Here is a 2,184-nt window from a genome sequence, read left to right as displayed (position 1 = left end):
TCTCTCTCGTCGTGTTGCTGTTTTCCTCTATTGTAATATTTCGGAGCTCAATCGTGCAACAAAAGAATTTTTCAGTGTTTCCCTAAATCTATTGTATATAGCAAAGACGGCAGGCTGTTTAAAGCCTGCCGTCTTTGCAGGAGGAACACGTGAAAAATTTGAACCGCGCATTTTTGCGCGATATATGGCTGCTGTCCAGGGGATTTTGGACGTCCGATTATAAATGGAAGGCGCGGCTGCTGGCTGTCGCCATTATCGCGATGCAGCTCGTCTATGTTTCCATTATGGTGTATTACAACGCCTGGCAGAAAGACTTTTACAATACCATTCAAGAAGTCTCCCCGGAGCATTTCTTTTACTATCTGAAATTTTGGCCGATGTACATGGTGATCTTCATCTTTATTGAGGTGAACCGTGACTATCTCATGCAGTACTTGGAGATACGGTGGCGCGCATGGGTGGTGGACAACTATACCGGCACGTGGCTCGGCGACCGCACCTATTACTTCATGCAGGTGATGCGGGGCGGAGAAGAGGATATCGATAACCCTGATCAGCGAATTTCTGATGATATTCGTTTGTTCGTGAACTATGTTCTGTCTTTGTCGCTCGGTATCTTGAACGCCGTTATGAAGATCTGTTCGTTCAGCGTCGTTCTTTGGAATCTCTCCGGCGTGCTCTATCTGCCGGTGGGTGAGGCGAGTGTGCCGGTGCATGGGTATATGGTGTGGCTTGCCGTGGCCTATGCTTTAGCGGGCTGCTTCTTCACCGTTTGGTTTGGAAAACCGCTGATCTCTCTGAACTATAAGCAGCAGGAATACGAGGCAAACTTCCGCTTTGGTCTGGCACGTCTGCGCGAATATGGTGAAAGTATTGCCGCCTACTGCGGCGAGGCAAAGGAGCAAAAGGATGCCGCTGCACGCTTTCGTTCGATATGGGAGAACTTTCGCCGTCTCATGACGAAGCAGCGCCAGCTCTCGTGGGTGACGTCGCTGCATTGGCGTATATCGTTCCTTTTCCCCTATCTTGTGGGCGTGCCGAAGATCTTCAGCGGCGAAATGCAGTTTGGCGGACTTATGCAGACGGCTGTTGCCTTTCAGCAGGTGGAAAATGCGCTCGCCTATCTCGTTCTGCACTATTATTCCCCGACCGAAGCGTCGTTTGCGCAGCTGCAGGCAGTAGTGCATCGTCTTACGGACTTTCGCCGGCATATGGACGACACGCGGGAAATGCTGCAAAGGTCGCGCCTGCGCCGCAGCGTACATTCGGAGCATGTATTGGAGGCGCGTGCACTTACCGTGCACAAACCGGACGGTGAGATTCTGCTGCGGGATCTGAACCTCACGATTGCAGCGGGGGAGCGGCTCCTCATCACAGGAGCTTCCGGACGCGGCAAGAGCACGCTGCTCAAAACGCTTGCGGGCATATGGCCTTATGCCGACGGAGAGATTGCGGCGCCGCCGGACTTCACCCCGTTCTTTGTGCCGAAGAAGCCGTATCTCCCGCTTGGCTCGCTGCGCGATGCGATCATTTATCCGCAGCGGGAGATGCCGTGCAGCGACGACTACCTGCGGGATCTCCTCCGCGCCTGCGGACTCTCCTCTCTTGTGCAGCGGTTGGCGGACGAAGAGAATTGGGGACAGTCCCTTTCGGTTGGCGAGCAGCAGCGCATTGCATTCCTGCGTGTCTTTTTGAAAAAGCCCGCGTGGCTCTTCCTGGACGAGGCAACATCGGCTCTTGATCACGCGAATGAGGAAGCGATGTACGGCCTTTTGCGCGTGTATTGTTCCGAGAGCACCGTCGTCAGTATTGCGCATCGCCTCTCTTTGCGGCGGTTCCATGAGTGGGAACTGGCGCTTTAGGCAGACCGGGCAGCGGCGCCTCTTTACGTGTGGGTTCATGGTAAAATGAAGTGGGACAGAAAAAAAGGACAGGCAGCGCTCAATGTGTTACAATGTTTTCACCACAAAAACAGAACAGAAGGTGCTGCCATGTCCCATACTCATTCTACCACAACCACGCGCTCATATAAACACCTAGACCCATATCGGCGCGGACAAATTTTTGCCCTCCTATCCACCGGTATGTCAAAGACTGACATTGCAAAGCAGGTGAAGATCTCCCGCTCTACCTTGTATCGGGAGATTACACGCGGCACTGTGACACAAATGCGCTCAGACCTTA

At 53.1% G+C, this 2,184-nt stretch carries 3 protein-coding genes; all 3 read left to right on the top strand.

Annotated features, from left to right (window positions below; genetic code table 11):
• The coding region (locus HMPREF1147_RS12355) for a hypothetical protein (protein WP_232208093.1) at nt 1–223 on the top strand (223 nt) is incomplete at its 5' end.
• A complete protein-coding gene (locus tag HMPREF1147_RS11390; protein ID WP_009658998.1) occupies nt 150–1,862 on the top strand; it encodes an ABC transporter ATP-binding protein/permease in 1,713 nt (570 codons plus the stop codon). The genes HMPREF1147_RS12355 and HMPREF1147_RS11390, both read left to right, overlap by 74 nt.
• A 45-nt stretch (nt 1,863–1,907) precedes the next feature.
• The coding region (locus HMPREF1147_RS12460; protein ID WP_198003002.1) for a helix-turn-helix domain-containing protein at nt 1,908–2,184 on the top strand (277 nt) is incomplete at its 3' end.

Origin of the sequence: Selenomonas sp. FOBRC9, assembly GCF_000287655.1 — a bacterium.
Taxonomy (GTDB): Bacteria; Bacillota; Negativicutes; order Selenomonadales; family Selenomonadaceae; genus Centipeda; species Centipeda artemidis.
Note: the sequence above shows the minus strand (reverse complement) of the source record. Positions and strands in the feature narration are given on the sequence as shown.